The sequence below is a fragment of the Candidatus Dormiibacter sp. genome (assembly GCF_050999135.1).
In the GTDB taxonomy this organism is placed as follows: domain Bacteria; phylum Chloroflexota; class Dormibacteria; order Dormibacterales; family Dormibacteraceae; genus Dormiibacter; species Dormiibacter spiritus.
In genome coordinates, this window is record NZ_JBPCPN010000020.1 from 15,387 (window position 1) to 35,944 (window position 20,558).

General features: G+C 67.5%; 23 protein-coding genes. 19 read left to right on the top strand and 4 right to left on the bottom strand.

Annotated elements, in window-relative coordinates; translation table 11 throughout:
• Positions 1 to 43: 43 nt before the first annotated feature.
• Together ACR2MZ_RS04640 and ACR2MZ_RS04645 are read left to right on the top strand one after the other, a co-directional pair.
• The gene (locus tag ACR2MZ_RS04640; protein WP_434003902.1) at positions 44 to 703 is read left to right on the top strand and encodes a 50S ribosomal protein L25; all 660 of its coding nucleotides are present in this window, start codon (positions 44 to 46) and stop codon (positions 701 to 703) included.
• A gap of 41 nt (positions 704 to 744) precedes the next feature.
• Entirely contained in the window at positions 745 to 1,305 is a 561-nt protein-coding gene (locus ACR2MZ_RS04645) for a mechanosensitive ion channel domain-containing protein (protein ID WP_434003903.1), read from the top strand.
• A gap of 19 nt (positions 1,306 to 1,324) precedes the next feature.
• On the opposite strand, the gene ACR2MZ_RS04650 is transcribed toward ACR2MZ_RS04645, so the two are convergent.
• On the bottom strand, positions 1,325 to 1,942 hold the full coding sequence (locus ACR2MZ_RS04650; protein ID WP_434003904.1) for a nucleoside-diphosphate kinase: 618 nt from the start codon (positions 1,940 to 1,942) through the stop codon (positions 1,325 to 1,327).
• Between the two features lie 82 nt (positions 1,943 to 2,024).
• On the opposite strand from ACR2MZ_RS04650, the gene ACR2MZ_RS04655 reads away from it, so the two are divergent.
• A complete protein-coding gene (locus tag ACR2MZ_RS04655) occupies positions 2,025 to 2,669 on the top strand; it encodes an SIMPL domain-containing protein (protein WP_434003905.1) in 645 nt (214 codons plus the stop codon).
• Between the two features lie 46 nt (positions 2,670 to 2,715).
• Here the strand turns inward: ACR2MZ_RS04655 and ACR2MZ_RS04660 are convergent, their stop codons facing one another.
• Positions 2,716 to 3,996, bottom strand: coding sequence for a replication-associated recombination protein A (locus ACR2MZ_RS04660; protein WP_434003906.1), 1,281 nt, complete (start codon positions 3,994 to 3,996; stop codon positions 2,716 to 2,718).
• 48 nt (positions 3,997 to 4,044) lie between these two features.
• On the opposite strand from ACR2MZ_RS04660, the gene ACR2MZ_RS04665 reads away from it, so the two are divergent.
• The 9 genes from ACR2MZ_RS04665 to ACR2MZ_RS04705 all read left to right on the top strand — a co-directional run bounded on the left by ACR2MZ_RS04665 (position 4,045) and on the right by ACR2MZ_RS04705 (position 11,992).
• A complete protein-coding gene (locus ACR2MZ_RS04665; protein ID WP_434003907.1) occupies positions 4,045 to 4,674 on the top strand; it encodes a histidine phosphatase family protein in 630 nt (209 codons plus the stop codon).
• Positions 4,675 to 4,685: 11 nt separating this feature from the next.
• Positions 4,686 to 5,918, top strand: a complete 1,233-nt coding sequence (locus ACR2MZ_RS04670; RefSeq protein ID WP_434003908.1) for a glycoside hydrolase family 1 protein — start codon at positions 4,686 to 4,688, stop codon at positions 5,916 to 5,918.
• A 6-nt stretch (positions 5,919 to 5,924) separates the two neighbouring features.
• Entirely contained in the window at positions 5,925 to 6,944 is a 1,020-nt protein-coding gene (locus ACR2MZ_RS04675; RefSeq protein WP_434003909.1) for an LLM class F420-dependent oxidoreductase, read from the top strand.
• Positions 6,941 to 7,462: a TlpA family protein disulfide reductase gene (locus ACR2MZ_RS04680; protein ID WP_434003910.1), complete on the top strand. Its 522-nt coding sequence runs from the start codon at positions 6,941 to 6,943 to the stop codon at positions 7,460 to 7,462. The genes ACR2MZ_RS04675 and ACR2MZ_RS04680 overlap by 4 nt, the downstream gene beginning before the upstream one ends.
• Positions 7,463 to 7,487: 25 nt before the next feature.
• Positions 7,488 to 7,901, top strand: coding sequence for a cytochrome c maturation protein CcmE (locus ACR2MZ_RS04685; RefSeq protein WP_434003911.1), 414 nt, complete (start codon positions 7,488 to 7,490; stop codon positions 7,899 to 7,901).
• Between the two features lie 9 nt (positions 7,902 to 7,910).
• On the top strand, positions 7,911 to 9,893 hold the full coding sequence (locus ACR2MZ_RS04690; RefSeq protein ID WP_434003912.1) for a heme lyase CcmF/NrfE family subunit: 1,983 nt from the start codon (positions 7,911 to 7,913) through the stop codon (positions 9,891 to 9,893).
• A gap of 79 nt (positions 9,894 to 9,972) precedes the next feature.
• The gene (ccmA, locus tag ACR2MZ_RS04695) at positions 9,973 to 10,623 is read left to right on the top strand and encodes a heme ABC exporter ATP-binding protein CcmA (protein ID WP_434003913.1); all 651 of its coding nucleotides are present in this window, start codon (positions 9,973 to 9,975) and stop codon (positions 10,621 to 10,623) included.
• 42 nt (positions 10,624 to 10,665) lie between these two features.
• Positions 10,666 to 11,301 (top strand): heme exporter protein CcmB, encoded by a 636-nt coding sequence (locus tag ACR2MZ_RS04700; protein WP_434003914.1) that lies wholly within the window; start codon positions 10,666 to 10,668, stop codon positions 11,299 to 11,301.
• Positions 11,294 to 11,992: a cytochrome c biogenesis protein gene (locus ACR2MZ_RS04705; protein ID WP_434003915.1), complete on the top strand. Its 699-nt coding sequence runs from the start codon at positions 11,294 to 11,296 to the stop codon at positions 11,990 to 11,992. Before ACR2MZ_RS04700 ends, ACR2MZ_RS04705 begins: the two co-directional genes overlap by 8 nt.
• A gap of 103 nt (positions 11,993 to 12,095) precedes the next feature.
• Here the strand turns inward: ACR2MZ_RS04705 and ACR2MZ_RS04710 are convergent, their stop codons facing one another.
• Entirely contained in the window at positions 12,096 to 12,725 is a 630-nt protein-coding gene (locus ACR2MZ_RS04710) for an NUDIX hydrolase (RefSeq protein ID WP_434003916.1), read from the bottom strand.
• Between the two features lie 66 nt (positions 12,726 to 12,791).
• Between ACR2MZ_RS04710 and ACR2MZ_RS04715 the strand changes: the two genes are divergently transcribed.
• The 6 genes from ACR2MZ_RS04715 (at position 12,792) to ACR2MZ_RS04740 (ending at position 16,923) form a co-directional block, all read left to right on the top strand.
• Positions 12,792 to 13,139 carry a hypothetical protein gene (locus ACR2MZ_RS04715; protein WP_434003917.1) on the top strand — a complete coding sequence of 116 codons (348 nt, stop codon included), beginning with the start codon at positions 12,792 to 12,794 and terminating at the stop codon, positions 13,137 to 13,139.
• Positions 13,102 to 13,944: a metal-dependent transcriptional regulator gene (locus tag ACR2MZ_RS04720; protein ID WP_434003918.1), complete on the top strand. Its 843-nt coding sequence runs from the start codon at positions 13,102 to 13,104 to the stop codon at positions 13,942 to 13,944. The genes ACR2MZ_RS04715 and ACR2MZ_RS04720 overlap by 38 nt, the downstream gene beginning before the upstream one ends.
• Positions 13,941 to 15,191 (top strand): toxic anion resistance protein, encoded by a 1,251-nt coding sequence (locus ACR2MZ_RS04725; protein WP_434003919.1) that lies wholly within the window; start codon positions 13,941 to 13,943, stop codon positions 15,189 to 15,191. The genes ACR2MZ_RS04720 and ACR2MZ_RS04725 overlap by 4 nt, the downstream gene beginning before the upstream one ends.
• Positions 15,192 to 15,197: 6 nt before the next feature.
• A complete protein-coding gene (locus ACR2MZ_RS04730) occupies positions 15,198 to 15,743 on the top strand; it encodes a hypothetical protein (protein WP_434003920.1) in 546 nt (181 codons plus the stop codon).
• A gap of 74 nt (positions 15,744 to 15,817) precedes the next feature.
• Positions 15,818 to 16,438: a uracil phosphoribosyltransferase gene (upp, locus tag ACR2MZ_RS04735; RefSeq protein ID WP_434003921.1), complete on the top strand. Its 621-nt coding sequence runs from the start codon at positions 15,818 to 15,820 to the stop codon at positions 16,436 to 16,438.
• Positions 16,435 to 16,923 carry a hypothetical protein gene (locus ACR2MZ_RS04740; RefSeq protein ID WP_434003922.1) on the top strand — a complete coding sequence of 163 codons (489 nt, stop codon included), beginning with the start codon at positions 16,435 to 16,437 and terminating at the stop codon, positions 16,921 to 16,923. Before upp ends, ACR2MZ_RS04740 begins: the two co-directional genes overlap by 4 nt.
• Positions 16,924 to 16,934: 11 nt before the next feature.
• Here the strand turns inward: ACR2MZ_RS04740 and ACR2MZ_RS04745 are convergent, their stop codons facing one another.
• On the bottom strand, positions 16,935 to 17,960 hold the full coding sequence (locus ACR2MZ_RS04745; RefSeq protein ID WP_434003923.1) for a zinc-binding dehydrogenase: 1,026 nt from the start codon (positions 17,958 to 17,960) through the stop codon (positions 16,935 to 16,937).
• Between the two features lie 235 nt (positions 17,961 to 18,195).
• Between ACR2MZ_RS04745 and ACR2MZ_RS04750 the strand changes: the two genes are divergently transcribed.
• On the top strand, positions 18,196 to 20,556 hold the full coding sequence (locus ACR2MZ_RS04750) for an HAD-IB family hydrolase (protein ID WP_434003924.1): 2,361 nt from the start codon (positions 18,196 to 18,198) through the stop codon (positions 20,554 to 20,556).
• The last annotated feature ends 2 nt before the right edge of the window (positions 20,557 to 20,558 follow it).

The window sequence follows — 20,558 nt, forward strand, 5'->3', positions numbered from 1 at the left end:
TCGCGCCCGCTGAAAGGCGACTTGACTCACTCTTGGAGACCGTATGCAACTGAATGCCAACACGCGGGACAGCCTGGGCAAGGCCAGCCGCAAGCTCCGCCATCAGGGCCTGCTGCCCGCCGTCCTCTACGGCCACCGCACCAAGGCCTTCAACCTGCAGCTCGACGCGCGCGACTTCGGAAGGGTCTTCGCCAGGGTGGGACGAACGTCGTTGATCGACTTGGTAATCGACGACGGAAGACCGCACAAGGTCCTGGTCAAGGAGATCCAGCATTCGCCTCGCTGGCACCACGTCGTCCACGTCGATTTTCACCAGGTCAGCCTGCGGGAGAAGCTGCAGGTGGAGGTGCCAGTGACGGTGAGCGGCCTCCCGGCCCTGGTCGATGCCGGCGACGCCGACGTCCTGCACGTGCTTCACAACCTCAAGGTCGAGTGCCTGCCCACTGACATCCCGGACGTCGTCGATGTCGATATCTCGGGCCTGCAGGAAATCGACGAGGGCATCCGGGTGGGCGAACTGCGGCTCCCTCAAGGAGTGAGTGTCGTCGATGATCCCGATGAGATGGTGGTCAAGCTGACGGCGCGCCGCGACATGGTCGCCGAGCTGGCCGCCGAAGAAGCCGCGGAAGGCCAGGCCGAAGAGCCGGCCGAGGCGGCCGAAGAAGAGCCGGCCGGCGACCAGTCTCCGGAAGGGGCCGAATAGTCCCCTCGATCTTCAGGCCGGCCGGACCGGCGCCGGCGGTCTTGAACCCTGACTGGTACTGGAACTCGCAGGCGCTGGCGCCGGTCCGGCAGGTCCTCTCGGGGCTGCTGGTCCTAGCCCTCATCTACCTGCTGGCGCTGCTCACCCGGCGCATACTGCGTCGCGCCCTGACTCGCCGGCACATCAGGCCCGACATGGCACTGCTCACCGAGCGCGCCGTCTACGCGGGGCTGATCGGGCTCGGTGTCTTCGAGTTCATCTCCCTCTCGCTGGGAAATGCTGCTGCCGGCCTGACCGGGCTGCTGGTCGCGGCTTTCGTGACCAGCCTGGGCCTGCAGGACATCTTCAAGAGCTATGTCGCCGGCTTCTACGTTCTGCTGGAGCGGAACGTCGTGGTCGGCGAGCTGTTGGAGACGGGCGGGGCGACCGGTCGGGTGGAGGAGGTGCGCATGCGCACCACCTACCTGCGAGGCGAGGACGGCGCGCTCATAGTGATCCCCAACATCTCACTCTTCAGCAACACCGTGACCGTGCGGGCCGCGCCTCCCGATTGGGCCAGCCCGAAGTCCAAACCGGAGCCTGAGGCCCCAGCCGGAGCCTGAAGCCGAGCCAGCGGAGCTGCTACTCGAACGCAGCCAGCACTATCCGGCCGAGGCTCGACAGCTGCTCAGGGCTGAGATCACTCTCCTCAGCGAGCAGCCGCCGGATTTCCGCAGCCGCCAGCTCCCGGTGTACTCCGGCGCTGTATTGCCCGGCCAGTGAGCGAAGGTGGAAGGTGTGGTCCGGCCGGCCGTCGTTTGCCTCGGGTGGCTGGATGGCGTCCAGGCTCACGAAGCGGCTCCAATTCTGGACCTCCTTGGCGCCCGTCTCGGCTGCGTCGGAAAGGTGCATGACGTTGACGCCGCCGCCGATTCCGTAGCGCTCCCGCAAGGAGCCGGGGCGGGCCTTGGGCACCTGCGTTTCGCCCAGGACGTGACGCATCTGGACCAGAGCCTCCGGCTCCGCTTCAAGGCGTCCGACGAGGACGGGTAGCGCTGTCATGAATTGGACGAGCCAGGGGAAGAAGGGGCGGTCGGCGAGGAAGTCGTAGTGGCTCTCGACCAACTCCCGCGGCGGCTGGAACCAGGTGAGGCCCTGGAGCTTCCAGTCGCGCTCGCTGGCGAGCCACTCCCAGAGAGCTGCGCGCGCGGCCAGACGGTGCGCGGAGTCCGGTTTGAAGATGACAAGCGCTTCTGACACGGCTGACCATGCTAGCGCCGGCAGGGAAAGGGGCCTCCCGGCAGCCTGACAACCACCTCGCGAGAACCGCAGAATGGTTGCCATGGCGTCAACCGTCACTGTGCGCGGCGAGGGGATGGCCCGCGGGCGGCCCGACCGCTACTCGATCGGGCTGACCGTGACTCGACTCGAGGCCACGCCCGACGCCGCCCTGGAAGAGGTGGCAAGGCGAAGCGCAGCACTGGAGGAGGCTTTCACGGCCGTCGGCCTCAAGTCCGCGGACTGGTCGAGCTCGGGCGTCTCGGTGCGGCCCGAGAGCGAGTGGGACGCTCAACGCCAGGAGCATCGCCTACGCGGTCACCGGGCCACAGTCCACGTCATGGTCACCCACGACGACCCCAAACTGGCCGCACGCCTGGTGAGGGAGGCAGTTCAGCAGGCGGAGGCGGAGGTGGTCGGACCGAGCTGGACGCTGTCCCCCAGCCATCCAGCGCGGGCCCAAGCCTGCGCCGAGGCGGCCCGCGACGCTCACCGCCGGGCCGTCGCCTACGCCGGGGCCCTGGGCCTGAGGGTGGGAGCTGTGGCCGAGGTGACCGAGGCTGACCTGCGCCCGACTCCTCCGCCCCAGCCTCGGGCGATGATGCGGGCGGCGGCAGTGTCCGACTCCGCTCCCGAGCTGAACCTCGACCCGGGCGACGCGGACATCACAGCGATCGTCCAGGTCACCTTCGACCTGGAGCCTGCCTGAGCCACGAAGGCAATCCGGGACCACCCATAGCCGGCCGCCCTCAATCTCAGCCAGGTCCTGGCAGGTCCCGGGGAGTCGGTTCGTAGAACCGCTGGCCTCTGAGTGCGTCAGGCAGATGCTGCTGGTCGGCTTTCCCGCCCTCGAAATCGTGCGCGTAGCGATACCCGGCTCCGTAACCAAGCTCCCGCATGAGCGAGGTGGCGGCGTTCCGCAGGTGCAGCGGGACGGGCAGGTTGCCGTGCTCCTGCACTGCCTGCCGGGCGGCGCCATACGCGCGATAGGCGGAATTGGACTTGGCTGCGAGGGCCAGGTAGATCGCTGCCTCGGACAGCGGCAGCACCGCTTCGGGCATCCCGACCAGGTGCGCCGCCTGCTGAGCCGCCACCGCCAGGGGCAGCGCCGCAGGGTCGGCCAGGCCGACATCCTCGGCGGCCGAGAGGACGAGCCGGCGGGCAACGAAGTTCACCTCCTCGCCGGCTTCCAGCATCCGGGCCAGCCAGTACACGGCTGCGTCTGGGTCGCTGCCCCGGACGCTCTTGATCAGCGCCGAGGCCAGGTCGTAGTGCATGTCACCCGCCCGGTCATAGAGAAGGTGTGGTTGCTGGAGCGCCTGCTCGACTTGAGGCAGCTCGATCCGGCGGCCCCGAGCCAGCGCATGAGCCGCCTCGAGCGCGTTCAGCGCCACGCGCGCGTCACCTCGGCTGAGCTCCAGGAGTGCATTCTCGGCATCCTCCGTCAGCTCTGCCCTCAGCTCCAACAGGCCGCGCTTTACGATCGCCGCCAGGTCTGCCCGGTCGAGCGGTTCGAGGCGAAAGACGCGGCTGCGGGAGAGGAGTGGTGAGTTGACTTCGAAAGAAGGGTTTTCGGTGGTGGCGCCGATCAGGGTAACTGTGCCGTCCTCCACCGCCGGCAGGATGGCGTCCTGCTGCGCCTTGTTGAACCTGTGCAGCTCATCGATGAAGAGCAGGCTCCGGCGGCCGAGGCGGCGCACTTCTGCCGCCTGGGCGAGAGCTTTGCGCAGGTCGGCCACGCCTGACGTCACGGCGCTGACACTGAGGAGGTGGGCGCCGGTCGCCTCGGCCAGGATCCTGGCGAGGGTCGTCTTACCCGACCCAGGCGGTCCCCAGAGGACGAGGCTCGGCAAGCGGCCCGAACCCGCCAGCTCGCTCAGCGTCCTGACCACCTCCTGCTGACCCTCGAGTTCGGAGAATTGCCGCGGCCGCAGCCGGCTGGCCAGTGGCGCGTCCGCCTGGCGACCAGCGTCGGCCGGCGGCGTTGGCTCGCCGCGAGGGGCCCGATCGCTGAACAGCTCGCCCTGCTCTCTCATGGCGAGAACGATAGTCTCCCGCTCGCAGCCAACTAGGCTTAGAGTGCCTTGACTCGCATCTACCTGATCCGCCACGCCACTGTGGAGAACCCTCGCAACCTGCTGTACGGACACCTCGACAACTTCCGGCTCAGCGCGAAGGGCCGCGAGGAGTCAGCGGCGCTCGGGCGGCGGCTCAGCCAGAGCGGCCTCAGCCGGATTGTCCACAGTCCGCTGGAGCGGGCCCAGGAGACTGCCGAACTGATAGCCCAGCAGCTCGCCGCGCCAGCTGAGTTGATCGCCGACCCAGAGCTGAGTGAGGCGGAGTTCAGCCGCTATCTCCAGGGTGTGCCTTACTGGCAGATCCCGGTCCGCCGGCCCCTCTGGTTCGTCCACAAGGCGCGGCGCGGCCTGCTGCCGGGCGATGAGAGCTATCGGGTGATGGGCGGTCGGGTGCTCCAGGTCATGCAGCGAGTGGCCGCCGAACATCCTGCTGAGGTTTCGGCGCTGATCAGCCACGCCGATCCTCTCCAGGCAGCCTGGATCCTGCTGGACGGTCGCCCTCAGAACGAGCGCGAGATGCACCGCAAGCTGGTCGACCGAGCTGGTGTGCTGGAGGTGGATGTTGTGGCGGGTGAGGTGCGGGCAGTCAACTACGTGCCGCCGCCGAGCGTGACGGCGGTGGCTCCGGCGGCGTAGCCACGACTGCCGTGACGAGAGCGTTTCCGGAAGGCTTTCTCTGGGGCTGCGCCACCGCTGCCCACCAGGTCGAGGGCGGCAACCACAACAACGACTGGTGGGAGTTCGAGCAGCGCGGCGGCATTCGAACCGGTGACTCCTCCGACCCCGCCTGCAACCACTACCACCGTTTCGCCGCCGACTTCCGGCTGCTCCGCCAGCTGGGCCAGAACGCCCACCGCCTCTCGATCGAGTGGTCGCGAGTGGAGCCGGCGCGGGGGGAGTTCGACCTGAGCCAGCTGCGTCACTACCGCGACGTGCTGACCGAGCTGAGAGAGCAGGGCCTGAGCGCGATGGTCACCCTTCACCACTTCACCTCCCCGCTCTGGTTCACGCGCCGCGGGGGCTGGGCGGCAGCGGGTTCACCGGCCGCCTGGCTGCCCTTCGTGCGGCGGGTGGCAGAGGAGCTGGGCCACCTGGTCTCATTCTGGTGCACTCTCAACGAGCCCCTGATCTATGCCTACATGGGCTGGCTCGACGGCGAGTTTCCGCCCAGCCGCCGCGGCGACTGGCGGGGAACCTTTCGGGTCCTGGCCAATCTGCGCCGGGCCCACGAGCAGGCGTATCGGGATCTGCACAAGATCACGCCGCAGGTGCCGGTTGGCATCGCCAACCATCGCTGGCCACTGCTGCCCCACAACCCGACCCGCCGGCTCGACCGGCTGGCAGCCAGGGTGGGCGACCGGCTGATGACGAGCTGGCCGGTCGGCCGGGGCCGCCTGCAGCGCGTGGTGGAGGCGCCCAGCGATTTTCTGGGCGTGAACCACTACAGCCGTGAATTGGTGCGTTTCACCCTGCGCCGCCCGGGTCAGGGATTCGTCGAGCGCAGCGTGCCACCCGGCCTGCCGCTTTCCGATTTCGGCTGGGCGGTCCAACCTGACTGGCTGCGCGAGGCGCTGCTGGAACTGAAGCCGCTGGGCAAGCCCGTCTACATCACCGAAAACGGCATCGCCAGTGCCAGAGACGAGCCGCGGCAGTCCTTCCTCTGCGCGTCTCTGGGCAAGGCCTGGGAGGCGATTCAGGCTGGTGTCGATCTGCGCGGCTACTTTCACTGGACCTCGGTTGACAACTTCGAGTGGGCGCGGGGCTACTCGATGCGCTTCGGGTTGATCGGCGTGGACCTCGAGACCCAGGAACGGCAAGTCAAGCCCTCCGCTGAGCTGTATGCGCGCATCGCGAGGGCGAATGCCCTGCCGGACGAGTAGCGCCCGATGAGACTGGGGCTGACTCTGCCCTACACCGACCGAATTCCCCGTGAGATGACGCTCGCCTTCGTGCAGGCGGGCGATCGCCTCGGCTATGACACAGTCTGGATCGCCGAGGTGTACGGCTGGGACGCCTTCACGGTGCTTACTGACCTGGCCAACCACACCGAGCGCATCAAGCTGGCGACCGGCATAGTCAACGTCTTCAGTCGCAGCCCAGCCCTGATCGCCCAGACAGCAGGGTCGCTCGACAGCATCTCGGGCGGCCGCTTCGTCCTCGGCCTGGGCACTTCAGGCCAGCAGGTTGTGCAGGGCTGGCATGGGGTGCCGTTCGGGCGGGGCGTGCGGCGGCTGCGCGAGACGACCGAGATAGTCCGTTCAGTTCTGCGCCGGGATCGGCTCACCTACGAGGGGGAGATCTTTCACCTCCCACAGGGGCTGAAGCTGATCACGCATCCTGTCCGCTCGCGCATCCCCATCTACCTGGCCACCCTGACCCCGGCCGGAATCGCCCTGGCGGGTGAGATCGCCGACGGCTGGCTCCCCATCTTCTTCTCGCCGCATCACTTCTCGAGGGCCTTCGAGCCCGAGCTGGCAAGGGGAGCCCAGCGGGCTGGCCGGTCCCTGGCCGAGCTCTCGATCTGCGTCTTCCAGCCAGTCATAGTCACCGACGATGTGGCGCGAGGTCGGGACAGCGTTCGGGCGCAGCTGGCCCTGTACATCGGCGGGATGGGCACCAGGCAGCGCAACTACTACAACCAGCTCTTCTGCCTCTACGGTTTCGAGGCCGAGGCGAGAGAGATCCAGGAGCACTACCTGGGCGGCCGGAGAGCGCAGGCGACCGCGGCGGTGAGCGACGAGATGGTCGACCTGGTCAGCATCATCGGCCCCATCCCTGAATGCCGCCGCCGGCTGGACGAGCTCGCAGCGTTGGGCGTCTCTGAGGTGGCGGTCGATCTTCGGGTGCCCGGTGACGATCCGGCCAGCGTCCTCGCGGCCCTGACTGGCCTGGCTCCGGCCGGATGAGCGCCCGGCTGGTTGTCTGGACCGGCGTCAGCGCGCTGCTGCTGGTGATCGTGGTGGCGCTCGGCTGGGGCCTGCTCCATGCTCGCTCTGATCCTGGGTTACTGGGCCAGGCTGCACCAGAGTTCTCGGTCGAGCGGCTGGACCGCGGCGGCCAGACGAGCCTGCACGAGTTGCGCGGCCAGCCGGTGGTTCTCAACTTCTGGGCCTCCTGGTGCCAGCCCTGCCGGCAGGAGATGCCGCTGCTCGCCCGGGAAGCGGTGAGCCGGCGGGCCACTGTGCACTTTCTCGGCGTGGACACCAGGGACACAGCGGAGGCGGCGCGCGCCTTTCTCTTGGCCCAGCCTGTACCTTATCCGGTGGGTCAGGCAAGAGGTGGCATCCCGTCCGGTTATCAGACGGATGGGCTTCCGACCACTTACTTCCTCAACGCCGCCGGGTTTGTGGTGGCCCAGCACCGAGGCCCACTCAATGCAGCGCTGTTGAGCCGCTATCTGGAACTGGTAGGAATCAAGTCATGAACGCCATCTTTTCCGAGCAGCGCGCGTGAGCGTCAGCGTGCGCGCGACAGCGCTGCTGGGACGTTGGCGCTGGCTGCTGCTGGGGCTGGCGGTGGTCGGCCTACTCGGCTATCTGATCTATTCGGCTACAGGCACCTCGGCCGAGTACTACGAGACGATCAACGAGATGAAGGCGCATCCCTCGGACCGAGAGGCGAGGGTGCTGGGGGTGGTGCAGGACGACGTGGTGCGCTCCGACGGCGGCTTGCACATCCGATTCACTGCCGCCGAGGGCTCCAGCACGATACCCGTCGATTACACGGGCACTGTGCCGGATATCTTCCGGCCTGGCGTTCAGGTGGTGGTGGCGGGCAAGGTGGGCTCCGACGGGGTCTTCCACGCGCGCACGCTGCAGACGAAGTGCCCCTCCCGGTTCGCGACGGCCTCGCCGGCAAGCTGAGGAATCAGCATGTCGGCCGCCATCCTCGGCGCGGCGTTCCTGCTCACAGCGCTGGTGCTGGACCTGTCCAGCGGCGTTCTGGCCTTAACCGCCGGGCTGCGCGGGGATCCAGTGCTGGCGCGGGTCGCCCGTCGAGCTTTCTATGCCGGCGCGACAGGCGTGGTGGGAGCCGCGGCAGTCCTTCTCTACGCCCTGCTGAGCCACGATTTCTCGCTCGCCTATGTGGTTGAGCACACCGATCGGTCGCTGGCGACGCCGCTGGTGGCTGCCGCTTTCTATGGCGGGCAGGAGGGCTCGCTGCTCTACTGGGCGCTCCTGCTCAGCCTGCTGGGCGCCGCCTCTCTGGCTGCAGCCCCGAGGCTCGGGACGAAGCTGCCCGCCTACGCCAACGCCATCCTGGCCGGCCTGGCCGGGTTTTTCCTACTCGTGCTGGTGTTTGTGTCCAGTCCGTTTGACGTGCTGCCAATCGTGCCCGGCGACGGCCTGGGCCTGACCCCGGTACTGCGCGACGGCGGCATGCTCGTGCATCCTCCCTTCCTGCTCGCCGGCTACAGCTCCTTCGCGGTTCCCTTCAGCTTTGCCATGGCGGCGCTCTGGGCCGGCGAGGCTGCGGCCGGCGGCGAGTGGATCCGTCACACCCGGCGGTTCGCACTGCTGGCCTGGGCGCTGCAGAGCACCGGTCTGGTGCTGGGCATGTGGTGGGCCTACCACGTCCTCGGCTGGGGCGGTTACTGGGGCTGGGATCCGGTCGAGAATGTCGCCCTGCTGCCCTGGCTGGTGACCACCGCCTACCTGCACACCGCCCTGGTTCAGGAACGAGCATCCGGCCAGCTGCGCACCTGGGGCTTCGGACTGGTGGTCACGGCTTTCCTGCTCTCGATCTTCGGCACCTTCATAGTCCGCAGCGGCGTCGTGCCGTCGGTGCACACCTTCGCGGTGAGCCCGCTGGGACCCTGGTTCTTCGGCTTCTTTCTGATCTGCCTGGCGGCTTCCTTGGTCACGCTGACCAGGGCGGGGCGGTCGGCGCCTGGCCCTCAGCTCGCCTCGCCCGCGGCGGTCTCCCGGGAAGGCGCCTTCCACGTTCAGAACGGCATCTTGCTGGCGCTGGCCGCGGCGGTTCTCTGGGGGGTGCTCCTGCCACTCCTGAGCGGTCTCACAGGACGCCAGCTGGTGGTTGGACAGGACTATTACGAGAGGGTTTCGGCGCCCCTCTTTGTGCTCTTGCTGGCACTGCTCGGCTTCGGTCCTCTGCTGCCCTGGCAGCGCGCCGGTCGGACCTGGCTGCGCAACCTGCGCTGGCCACTGGCCGCCGGCATATTCACGCTCACTCTGCTGCTGGCCGCTGGGGTGCGCCAGGGCACCGCGCTTTTGGCCCTTCCCCTGGCGGCAGCGGGTCTGGCCACCTGCGGCCTGGAATACGCTCGCGGCACATTCCAGGCCCGGCGCCTGGCGGCCAGCTGGCCTGTCGCGTTCGTCAGGCTGGCCGCCCGAAACCGCCGGCGCTACGGCGCCTACCTGGCGCATATCGGCTTCCTCGTCTTGGTGATCGGCATCGCCGGCTCGCACGCCTGGCAGCAGCAGCAGGACGTGCAGCTGAAACCAGGCCAATCCATGACGCTCGCCGGCCATCATCTGACCTACCTGGGAACGCGAGAGGAGCGGCAGGGAGATCACGTTGCGCTGATCGCGCGGCTCAGCGCCGGCTCGGCGATCTATGAGCCCTCCCGGCTGACCTATCCGGCTCTGGGCGACCAGGTGGTCAGCCGCGTTGCCATCGACTCAGGCGCGCTCGATGACGTCTACGTGGTGCTGACCGGGACGTCGGCCGGCGACGTGGTGTCGCTGCGTGTCTTCGTAAATCCCCTGGTCAGCTGGGTCTGGGTGGGGGCTTCGCTTCTTGTCACAGGCATGGTCCTGGGCCACCTGAGCCTGCCCCTGGGCGCCCGCCAGAACTCCCCGGCTCTGCGGCCGGTCCCAGCTCGAACGACTTGATCTGGCTGCTGGCCACCGCTCTCTTCCTGGCCGGGGCGGCCTATGCCCTGTGGCCGCTGCTGGGACGGGCCCCCCGGAAGTGAGTGTCATCGTGGCGGGTGCGCTGACTCAGCGCTTTGGCTCGAGGCTCGCTCTGGGACCGATGGATCTGCAGGTCGCCGCGGGTGAGCGTCTGGCGGTGCTGGGTGACAACGGAGCCGGTAAGACCACTCTGCTCCGGCTCATCGCCACCGCTGCCCGGCCCGCGTCCGGCCGGCTGGTGCTGTTCGGACTCGACGCCGGAGCACAGAGGGAGCGGCTGCGGGGAAGGCTGGGCTATCTCGGCCATCAGCCGGGCGTCTACGAGGAGCTCAGCGTCAGGGAGAACCTCGAGTTTTTCGCAGTCCTCCAAGGCGTCTCCACCCAGCGGGTGACAGAGGCTCTGGAAGAGTGCGGGTTGGCGGCTGTACAGCGGGCCCGGGCGGGGACGCTCTCCCGGGGACTGCAGCAGCGCCTGGCGCTGGCCCGCTCGGTCCTGCATCAACCCGAGCTGCTGATCCTGGATGAGCCCGACGCGAGCTTGGACTCGAGCGGTCGGGCGCTGCTCGGCCGCCTCTTCCGGGATCGCACAGTGCTGATGGCGACCCATGACCGAAGCCTGGCCCGCGAGCTCTGCTCCCGCGGCCTGCTGCTCAAAGCCGGACTACCGGCGGGCGATCCCTGGGCGCTACAAGTCGTGAACGCTGACTAGCATCGGCCTGCTAGATTGCGATCCCTTCAGATAGCTTTGGCCGTGGCGCGGAAGGACCTGCGCAGCGAGTGGCGCGGTCGCGAACTACTGCCAGCACTCGCCACCTTCGTCGTCCTGGCGCTCTTGATCGCCAACTTCGCCTTCGATCTGAACGGCGCCAGCGTTCCCCGCCTGGCACCTGGCATTCTCTGGCTGGTCCTGGTCTTTGTGGGACTCGTCGCCTTCGGCCGCAGCTTTGCAGGAGAGAAGGACCGGGGCTCGCTGGAGGCGATGCTGTTGACTCCCGCCCCCGCCGGCGCGCTGTTTGCCGGCAAGGCCGCCGCGGCCGGCCTCGTGCTCCTCGCCACCGAGGCCGTGCTGCTGTTGGGAATGGCGCTGTTCTTCGGCGCTCCCCTCTCAGCCGCAATCGTCGCCATCAGCGTCGCCGCCAGCCTGGGCATCGCGGCCCTGGGTTCCCTCTTCGCTGCCCTGGCCGCCCAGACGCGCGCCAAGGAACTGCTCCTCCCGGTGCTCGTCCTGCCGCTCTGGCTGCCGTTCGTGGTGCTAGGTGGCAGGGCTCTGCAGGAGGCCTTCGCCGGCCAGGCGGTGAGCCCCGAACCATCACTTCTGCTCCTGGATCTGGGGGTACTCTTCTGGATAGCGGCCGTCCTGGCGGCCCGCTTTGTGCTCGATGACTGAACACCGCCTGCCCTATGTCCTGACAGCTGCCGGCGTGGTCGCGTTGTTGGGAGCGCTGGCCATGGTCTTCCTCTATGCGCCCCAGGACGCGGTCCAGGGGCCCGTGCAGCGGATCTTCTACTTGCATGTCTCCGCCGCCATCGCCGGCTTCGCGTGCTTTGCGATTGTGGTGGTGGCGAGCGCGACGCACCTAGTGCGCCCCGGAGCCGCGAGCGACCGCCTGGCGCACGCGGCAGCGCAGGTCGGGCTCGTCATGCTGACTGTCAACATCTCGATGGGCATCGTCTGGGCCAAGCCGATCTGGGGCTGGGATCCCTCCCAGACCTGGGATGCCCGCTTCACCACGACGGTCGTGCTCTGGCTGATCTACGCCGGCTATCTGCTGGTGCGGAAGTTCGCTTCGCCGGGCTGGCAAGCCAGCCGGTTGGCGGCTGTCGTCGGCATCTTCGGCTTTATCGACGTCCCGATCGTCTACTTCAGCGTGCAGTGGTGGCGCACCCTTCACCCCTCACTTCGCGCCGGCAACGGGCAGCCGGCGCTGCCTTTTGCGATGCTGCTGACCTTTGGCGTCACCGTCGTCGCGACGCTGATCCTGACGGCGGCCCTGGTCAGCATCCGCTACAGCATCGAGCAGCAGGCCGAAGAGCAGGAGGGCCGCGCCACGAACGCCAGCCTGGAGCTCGCCCGCTGATGTACCTGGGACTCGGTTACGCCCTCGGCCTGGGCATTCTGGGCGTCTATCTGGCACTGTCACTGCGCCGGCTGCAGCGTCGCCCGTAGAGCGAGCGCACTGGCTAGCGAGGCTCGTCAGCCGACTGATTCCCGGAGCCCTCGCCAGACGGCTCTGCCTCCCGCCGCCCGGCGCGCAGTGCCGGCAGCAGATCGGCGAGCAGGCGGGCGGTGAGGCCCCAGATCGCGGTGTCCACCACCGGCAGGTGCAGCCCCGGCCAGGAGTCGGCTGCTCCGATCCAGGCGTTCTCGTCGATCAGCGTGCTGAGCGGCACTTCCAGCACGGCAGCGACCTCGTCGCTATCAGGGACGAAGGTCGGCTCGGGTCCTCGCAGCCAGGCCACGAACGGCACCACTGAATAATTGCTCACCGCCGCGTAGACTGGTGGGGCGGCACCGAGTGGCACGAGGTCGTCGGTATTGACACCGATTTCCTCATTTGCCTCCCGAGCCGCGGCGGTCCACGCATTCTCGTCGGGAAGGAGGCCTCCTCCGGGGAGCCCGATCTGGCCAGGATGGTTGCGTAGGCCGCTTTGCCTGACTACGAAGGGAACGTGCCAGCGACCCTCGCGCCGGAATAAGAGCGCGACAACGGCTGCTGGTCGAGCCCCGCGTCGAAAGGTACCCCAGCGATCGATTGGAAGGAGGGCGGCGGCGAGCCGCGAAATCAATTCGGGAGAAGACGGAAATGTCATCTGACGGGAGGCTGCAAAGGCTGCGTCAGAGTGAACGGCATCGTACTGAAAAGGTAGGTGAGGCGCATGATTGATGAGACGAATCTGGCTATCGGCGAGTTGGAAGAGACCATCCGGCGCAGCAATGACCGCCGCTATGCGTTCTACCGCATGCTGAACGTGACCGACAAGGTCCTCTGGGGCCTGGAAGAGATGAACCGGGACGGCGTGAAGACCGTGCCTCGGAAGCTCCGGAGCGCCATCAAGCAGCAGATGGCCGAGCTGCCCGCCGGTTGCAAGAACGTATATAGAGATTCGGAGCAGGTGCAAGAGATTCTGGACTCCGTCTTCGAGGTTCAGGAGAGTCTGTTCCGCTGGCGCGACCCGCAGCGCTTCAGTGGCGACGAGGAAGACTTCGACCGGCTCGTCGGCTAGCGGGCGAGGGGACGGCGCGAAGGGCCGCCCCGAAATCGCGGCGGAGGCCGCCGGCGCCGCCCCGAGCGAGGTCATCTCCCGCTATTTGGAGGCGATGTACTACATCGACGCCGAGGGTGAGAGCGTCCGCTCGGCCCGCTTGGCCGACTGGCTGGGAGTCAGCCGGCCCACAGTGACTGTCGCTCTCCGGCGGATGGTCAGGGATGGCATGGTGCGTTTGGATGGTCGCAAGCAGGTGGTGCTGACAGACAAAGGTCGCCAGGCCGCCGCTTCAGTAGTGCGTCGCCACCGGATCATGGAACGCTGGCTGACTGATTCCCTGGGTCTGAACTGGCTGCAGGCCGATGAGGAGGCAGCCCGCTTGGAGCATGCTGTCTCGGAGGCGGTCGAGCAGAAGCTGTGGGACCATCTGGGCCGACCGCTCACCTGTCCTCACGGCAATCCCATCCCCGGTCACGCTGAGCTGAACCCTGATGAGGTGCGGCTGGCCAGCCTGCCCCAGGGCAGCACGGCGGTAGTCACCCGGATCTCCGAGGTGGCCGAACGAGAAGCCCCCACCCTGCTGCGCTATCTCTGGGACCGGCGTCTGGTGCCGGGGGCAGCGCTCAGCGTGATGGAGGCGGATCCGGTCGGCCTGACGCTGCGGCTGAAGCTGGCGGACCGGGAGGTGGTGCTCAGCCACGAGACAGCTGCCAAACTCTGGACGCGCCCGGAGGCCTCGGCGACCCGCCGGCCGCCTCCAGGAGTTGAGCAGGTGAGGAAACCAGCTGGAAGGGGTAACAATCAATTGGTGAGCGCTCAGTGACGGAACCCAAGACCGACTCCACGAACCCGCCCGCCGGCTCCGCCACTGCCGGGGAGTTGGTGCTGGAGCCGCCGCAGGCAGTCAGCCCCATCAGCACCAGCCAGGCCGCCGGCACGATCCGCGTCGACCCTAAGACGGCCCAGCAGATCAGCGGGGCGGTGAGCAGCTTCGTCGACTCCCTCGCCCAAATCGAGACGAACTCCCCCGACTTCACCCGCAAGGTGCAGTCGGTGAGCCAGATGGGCAACCAAGAGATCCGGCGCTCGGCCGAGAGCTCCAATCGCTTTCTGGAGCGGCCCACCAACGCGCTCAACCAGGGTCCGATCGGTGAGACCTCGCAGGTCTCCAATGCCCTGCTGGCGCTCCGCCGCCAGGTCGAGGATCTGGATCCGTCGCGGGGGCTGAAGAACCCCCGGCGAAGGTTCGGCCTGGTTCCCTTCGGGAATCGCTTCCGCGACTACTTCCACAAGTACCAGTCGGCTCAGGGGAGCATCGAAGCCATCATCCAGGCGCTCTACCGCGGCCAGGACGAGCTGATGCGGGACAACGCCGCTATCGAGCAGGAGAAGGCGAATCTCTGGGCCATGAAGGGTCGACTGGAGCAGTACTCCTACATGGCTTCGCAGCTCGATGAGCAGCTGACAGCGAAGGTCGGCCAGGTCCAGGCCAGCGATCCCGAGCGCGCGCGATCCTTGCAGGAGAACGTGCTGTTCTACGTGCGGCAGAAGCGCCAGGACCTGCTCACGCAGCTGGCGGTCACCGTGCAGGGCTATCTCGCCCTTGATTTGGTCCGCAAGAACAACCAGGAGTTGATCAAGGGCGTCGATCGCGCGACCACCACCACGGTCTCCGCCCTGCGCACTGCCGTGATGACGGCCCTGGCGCTGAACAACCAGCGTCTGGTGTTGAACCAGATCACTGCGCTGAACGAGACCACTGGCAACCTTATCGAGTCGACCTCGGTGATGCTTCGCGAGCAGACAGGCGAGATCCAGAGCCAGGCGGCGAGCGCTACTGTGAGCGTCGAGAAGCTGCAGGCGGCGTTCAACAATGTCTACGCCACCATCGACATGATCGACACTTACAAGGTGGCGGCGCTGGACAACATGAAGAAGACCATCGATGCCCTGTCGGGCGAGGTGGCCAGGGCTCAGGTCTACATCGACAAGGCGCATCAGGCGGATTCGGGGCAGCAGATCGCCGCCGGGGCGGGGGAGCTGATCCTCCCCGCCCACAAGGCCGGGTAGCCGGCGATGGGGCTGGAGATCCTGCTCTTCGCCCTGATCGTGGCAGGCGCCGCGGGCGTGCTGGCCCCCCGTCGAAAACGTCAGCGGGAGCCGGATCCCTATGAAGAGAAGCAGCGCCAGGAGTGGGCGGCGGCCGGCCAGGCGGTGGCCCACTCGTCGGATCTCGCCTCCGGCCGCCTGCCGGTGCCTTATCAGCTGAAAGTGGACACCATCCGGCGCAAGGTGCAGTGGATGTTGAGCCGCTACGCCGACCGCTTTCCGCCCGGCTCGCAGGAACACCATCTGATCGGCGCGACTGCCACTGATTACCTTCCCAGCACGCTCAAGGCGTACTTCGCACTGCCGCCTGGATATGCCAACTGGCCGGTGCGGCCTGATGGCAAGACGGGCCTCCACGTGCTCTGGGAGCAGCTCGATCTGCTCGACCGCAAGCTGGATGAGCTGGCTCATGCGGCCCAGCGAAACGATGTCGATCGCCTCCTGGCCAATGGCAGGTTCCTGGAGGAACGCTTCAGCGACGTCGGCCGCCCCAGCGGTGTTTCAGGGGAATAGCTTGACCAGCACGGGCTCCAGCCCGCCCAAGGCGTAGCTGGACTGCCAAACGGTTTTTCAAAAGCAGCTTTGAATTGAGCCTGCACGTCAGCCGGCATCCGCTGGTCATGGACTGCTTGGCTGGGCTGCGGGCGGTGGACACGCGGTCGGATGAGTTCCGCGTCCTGGCTCGAAAGGTCATCACGCTCCTGGCTTACGAGGCCACTGCCGACCTGACGACCAGCCCGATCACTGTCCGCACGCCGCTGGCAGAGACCGCTGCCGCCCGCATCGACCACGAGCTGGTTGCCATCCCTGTGCTGCGGGCGGGGCTCGGCATCCTCTCGCCAGTACTGGAACTGTTCTCGCGCGTTAGCGTGGGTTACATCGGACTGGAGCGGGATGAGAAGACGGCGCTCGCTCGCATCTATTACAACAAGCTGCCGTCGCTCGGCGGTAAGACGCCACTGCTGCTGGACCCCATGCTGGCCACCGGCGGCTCGGCCGCTCAGGCCGTCGAGCTGATCAAGGCTGCAGGCGGCGAGGGCACCCGCATGATCTGCGTGGTGGCCGCCCCAGAGGGCGTCCAGGCGCTCCTGCGCCAGCATCCGGACGTCGACATCTACACCGCTGCGCTGGATGAGGGTCTCAATGACAAGGCGTACATAGTGCCAGGCCTGGGCGACTTCGGCGATAGGCTGTTCGGTACGCAATGAGCAATCTGCAAGACCTCCGCCGCCGGGCGGCCGATTGTGCTCGCCGGCTGGATGAGCTCCAGCCGCGGGGTCCGGGCGAGCCAGGGGCGCCCGATCCTGCGACCGGCGAACGCTGGGACAGGTTCAACGTCCTCGGCCACGTGGGCGAGATGCTGCCCTTCTGGACGGGGGAGATGCGCAGGCTCCTGGAGGGCGCGAGCGAGGTGGGTCGCGACGAGGACGGCTACGTCCGGCGCGAAGCGGCGATCGCCTCCGCGGCGGAGGCCGACGAGGCCGAGCTGCTGCACGCGGCCAGGAGCGGCACAGCCGGCCTCGTCGCCCTGCTCGACGACCTGAGCGAGAGCGACCTCAACCGTGTCGCCCTGCGGCGAGGCAGGGAGGGGGTGCGGGAGTCAACCCTGGGCGACCAGCTGGAGCAAACCCTGGTTGGGCACCTGGAGGAGCATGTGGCGCAGCTGGAAGGCAGCTCGTCGCCCACCGCCTGACGGTCTGCTGGTCAAGCGTTCAGATCGAGGACGACCTTGCCGAACTGCTCGCCGCCCTCCAGATAGCGCAGCGCCTGGCTGACCTGAACCAGCGGGAAGCTGGAATCGACCAGAGGCCGCATTCCCCGATCGAAAGCCCTCAGGACCTGCTCGAACTCGCCGGCGTTGCCCATGGTCGACCCCAGCAGGTCCAGGTGGTTGAAGAAGATGCGGGGCAGATTCAGCTCGGCTTTGGGCCCCGAGGTGGAGCCACAGAACACCAGCCGGCCGCCCTTGCGGAGCGACTTGATCGACTCGTCAAATGTGGCCGGGCCCACGTGCTCGAAGACGACGTCAACACCGCCGCAGAACTGACGTAAGGGTTTTGCAAAGTCCGCGGACTCGAACGTTGCCTCGGCGCCCAGCCCCTCCGCCTTAGCTCGCTTCGCGGGGCTGCGGCTGGTCGCCAACACCCGAGCTCCCAGGTGCCTGCCGATGACGATCGCCGCCGCGGCGACGCCGGCTCCGGCGCCGACGACGAGCATGGTCTCGCCGCGTTGCAGGCGGGCTCGAGTGACGAGCATCCGCCAGGCGGTCAGGAAGGTGAGCGGAAAGGCGGCTGCCTGGTGCCAGTCAAGCCGGGCAGGCTTCTCGTAGACGTTCTGGGCGGGGACGTGCAGCAGCTCGCAGGCAGTGCCGTCCACATGTTCGCCGAGGATTCCGAAGCGCTCGCACTTCACCTGCTCGCCGGAGCGGCACCACTCACACTCCCAGCAGCAGGCCACAGGGTAGACGACCACCTCGTCGCCGGACTTCCAGCGAGGATCGGTGGAGTCAGCCACAACACCGGCGCCGTCGGCGCCGATGACACGCGGGGGATCGATTCGCTGGGCGCCGCTGGCGAGCCAGAGATCCAGGTGGTTCAGCGATGCGGCTTTGAGCTCGATTGCCACCGAGCCCGGCTCAACGCCTGTCCGCGGGCGCTCTTCGATTCGCACCCCGCCGGGGCCCGAAGGCTCTTGGTACACGGCGGCGCGCCCCTCGCTCCTGAATTGCACCCGGCCATGTTAGTGGACGGTAATCGCCGGTCTTCGATCAAGCGGCAGGCTCCGCGTCCGACTGCCAAAGTCCACCAGCTCCGCTACGATGCTTGCCAGATGCTTGAGACAGGCCTGTTCGTCATCGGCTTTCTCTACGTGGCTCTGAGCTTCGCTGCCATCGTCGGCCTGTTTCAGAATCGCGATCGCCTGAAGCGGCGCCGCTAAACCGGCCCTGGCAGCGTTCACCGACCTCGTGATCACCGAGGCCCTGGCTGGCAAGACGCTGCTGGTCACCGGCTCAACCGGGTTCCTGGGCAAGTCCATAGTGGAGAAGCTGCTGCGCTCGGTGCCCGACGTCGGCCGGATCTATCTCGCCATCCGTTCCTCAGCCCGCCGCCCGGCGGCTCAACGGCTGCAGCGGGAGGTTCTCTCGAGCCCGGCGTTTGGACGCCTCAAAGCCGAGCTGGGCGAGGCCGAATTCGAGCGGTTGACGGCAGCGAAGCTGGCAGTGCTCGAGATCGATCTCGGCCACGACGGCCTGGGGCTCAGCAATGAATCGCTGAACAAGCTGCGGGAGTGCCAGATAGTGATCCATTCTGCTGCCGCGGTCGAATTCGACAACCCAGCTGATCTGTCCGCGCAGACCAACCTCCTGGGCGCGGCGCGCCTGGTCGAAACGCTGACCAAGACTGGCAGCCAGCCGCACCTGGTCCACGTCTCGACAGCCTATGTGGGGGGCATGCTCCGCGGATTGGTGAAAGAGGAGCTGCCGCATGATCCCGGCCTGAACTGGCGCCATGAGGCGGCGGTGCTGACCACGCTCCGGCCGGCGGTGGAGGAGGAGAGCCGGCGACCCGAGGTGCTGGAGAAGCTGCGCAAGCAGGCCCGCAGCCGCCTGGGCCCGGCGGGTACCCCGGCCCAGGCCCGGCAGGTCGAGCGATTGCGTGAGAAGTGGGTCAAGGATCGCTTGGTGGAGCGAGGGCGGGTGCACGCGCGCTCTCTCGGCTTCACCGACATCTACGCCTTCACCAAAGCCATGGCGGAGCGGGCGGTGACCGAGCTCCGAGGCGAGATCCCCCTCAGCATCCTGCGGCCCAGCATCATCGAGAGCGCTCTGGCTGAGCCGCAGCCGGGCTGGCTGGAGGGCTTCCGCATGGCGGAGCCCATCATCTTCGGCTTCGGCCGTGCTGTGCTCCGAGACTTCTCAGGGCTCCCCGACTCGCTGCTCGACATCATTCCCGCTGACTATGTGGTGAACGCCGTGCTGGCGGTGGCCGCCTCGCCGCCGCCCGCGGGCGAGTACCGGGTTTACCACGCGGCCTCCGGCAGCCGCAATCCGCTCCGGCTCCGGGACATGTATGAGCAATCGGGTGAGTTCTTCGGGAAACATCCGCTGCGCGATCGCTGGGGGCAGGCGATCGGCACGCCCACTTGGACCTTCCCCTCGCGCGGCGAGCTGACCGCCAAGGGCAAGCTCGCCCTGCGGGCGGTCGGGGCGGCGCAGCAGCTGGTTGAGCGCCTACCCTTGGGGGCCAGGTCGACCCACTGGTCGGACGACCTCACCGAACAGCAGGCGAAGCTCGAGCGCTCACTCAACCTGGCCGACCTCTATGGCGTCTATACAGAGGTGGACTGCATCTACGACACGCACAACCTGATCTCGCTCTGGGAGCGCCTGCCCCCCTCCGAGCGAGCCACCTTCCCATTCGATCCGGCGACCTTCAGCTGGCATCACTACTTCCAGGAGGTGCACCTGCCGACTGTGATCCGGATGGCCCGCGCGGACACAGGACCGCGGCAGGGACCAGGCCCGAGCGGCAGCACGGCGCCGAAGCCGGAGACGAGCACAGCCCTCAACACGCTGCAGCGCCGCGCCGGCCGGACCGACGTGATGGCGGTCTTCGACGTCGACGGAACCCTCATCGAAACCAACGTCGTCGAGTACTTCTTCTGGATGCGCCTCAAGGACCAGCCGCTCTCCGAGTGGCCCCGTTTCCTGGCTCAGATGGCCGCTCAGAGCCCGCGCTGGCTCTACCTCGAGCGGCGCTCGCGGGCGGAGTTCCAGCGTTCGTTTTATCGCGAGTACGAGGGGCTCGAGGCGGAGGAGATGCGGCTGCTCGGCCGCGAGGCGCTGCAGGCTGTCACCCTGCGCCGCATCTATCCGGAGGGCATGCGCCGCATCCGGCGTCACAAGGAGGCGGGCCATCGCGTTCTCCTGCTCACCGGCGCCGTCGATGTCGTCGTAGAGCCGCTGGCAGAGCTGCTGGGTGTCGACCTCGACTGCGCACATCTACTGCAGAAGGACGGCCTCTTCACAGGCGATCTTCGGTCTCCGCCCTCAGTGGGCGAGGCCCGGGCCAGCCTTCTCCAGGAGTACGCGGGCCGGCATGCCGTCAACCTGGCCGAGAGCTTCGCCTACGCCGATGCCATCTCCGACCTGCCGATGCTGGAGCTGGTCGGCACGCCGGTTGTCATCAATCCGGACGCCCGGCTTTCCCAGCACGCCGACCAGCGCGGCTGGCGAGTCGAGCGTTGGAAGATGGCGCCTGGCAACTGGCGGCTGCCGATGCCAGACCCTCGCTCAGCGACGTACAGAGAGGCGGCGCGGCGATGACC

What these genes read in the sequence shown, in the direction of transcription:
- ACR2MZ_RS04640 (WP_434003902.1), top strand. Translation starts at nt 44, where the DNA reads ATGCAACTGAATGCCAACACGCGGGACAGCCTGGGCAAGGCCAGCCGC.
- ACR2MZ_RS04655 (WP_434003905.1), top strand. Translation starts at nt 2,025, where the DNA reads ATGGCGTCAACCGTCACTGTGCGCGGCGAGGGGATGGCCCGCGGGCGG.
- ACR2MZ_RS04660 (WP_434003906.1), bottom strand. Translation starts at nt 3,996, where the DNA reads ATGAGAGAGCAGGGCGAGCTGTTCAGCGATCGGGCCCCTCGCGGCGAG.
- ACR2MZ_RS04675 (WP_434003909.1), top strand. Translation starts at nt 5,925, where the DNA reads ATGAGACTGGGGCTGACTCTGCCCTACACCGACCGAATTCCCCGTGAG.
- ACR2MZ_RS04680 (WP_434003910.1), top strand. Translation starts at nt 6,941, where the DNA reads ATGAGCGCCCGGCTGGTTGTCTGGACCGGCGTCAGCGCGCTGCTGCTG.
- ACR2MZ_RS04690 (WP_434003912.1), top strand. Translation starts at nt 7,911, where the DNA reads ATGTCGGCCGCCATCCTCGGCGCGGCGTTCCTGCTCACAGCGCTGGTG.
- ACR2MZ_RS04705 (WP_434003915.1), top strand. Translation starts at nt 11,294, where the DNA reads ATGACTGAACACCGCCTGCCCTATGTCCTGACAGCTGCCGGCGTGGTC.
- ACR2MZ_RS04710 (WP_434003916.1), bottom strand. Translation starts at nt 12,725, where the DNA reads ATGACATTTCCGTCTTCTCCCGAATTGATTTCGCGGCTCGCCGCCGCC.
- ACR2MZ_RS04715 (WP_434003917.1), top strand. Translation starts at nt 12,792, where the DNA reads ATGATTGATGAGACGAATCTGGCTATCGGCGAGTTGGAAGAGACCATC.
- ACR2MZ_RS04730 (WP_434003920.1), top strand. Translation starts at nt 15,198, where the DNA reads ATGGGGCTGGAGATCCTGCTCTTCGCCCTGATCGTGGCAGGCGCCGCG.
- ACR2MZ_RS04740 (WP_434003922.1), top strand. Translation starts at nt 16,435, where the DNA reads ATGAGCAATCTGCAAGACCTCCGCCGCCGGGCGGCCGATTGTGCTCGC.